The sequence below is a fragment of the Arthrobacter sp. Leaf141 genome, assembly GCF_001424565.1.
Classification (GTDB): domain Bacteria; phylum Actinomycetota; class Actinomycetes; order Actinomycetales; family Micrococcaceae; genus Arthrobacter.
On the sequence record NZ_LMOL01000003.1, the window covers coordinates 606 to 845 of the forward strand.

1 pseudogene is annotated in these 240 nt (G+C 70.8%); it reads right to left on the bottom strand.

Annotated elements, in window-relative coordinates:
• A pseudogene (locus ASF72_RS20875) lies at window positions 1-240 on the bottom strand (hypothetical protein); the annotation flags it as partial.

The following is a 240-nucleotide window of genomic DNA, read 5'->3' on the forward strand; positions in this document are numbered from 1 at the left end:
ACGGCCGACCGGACGTGGCGTTCCTCAATCGATTCGGGGTGGTGGCGTTCGCGCCAGGAACGCACCTTCGCCCGTAACCGTCCCGGGACCAGGACCGCCGCCACACACCGCCCGGCCAGGACACTGCCGACGGCCGGATCGGGGGCAGGCGTCAGGAGCGGGTCTGCCGGGTCAGCACCTGCAGGATCAGCCACATCGATCGGGTCCGGGAGTGCAGGATCAGGGAGGGTGGGATCCGGG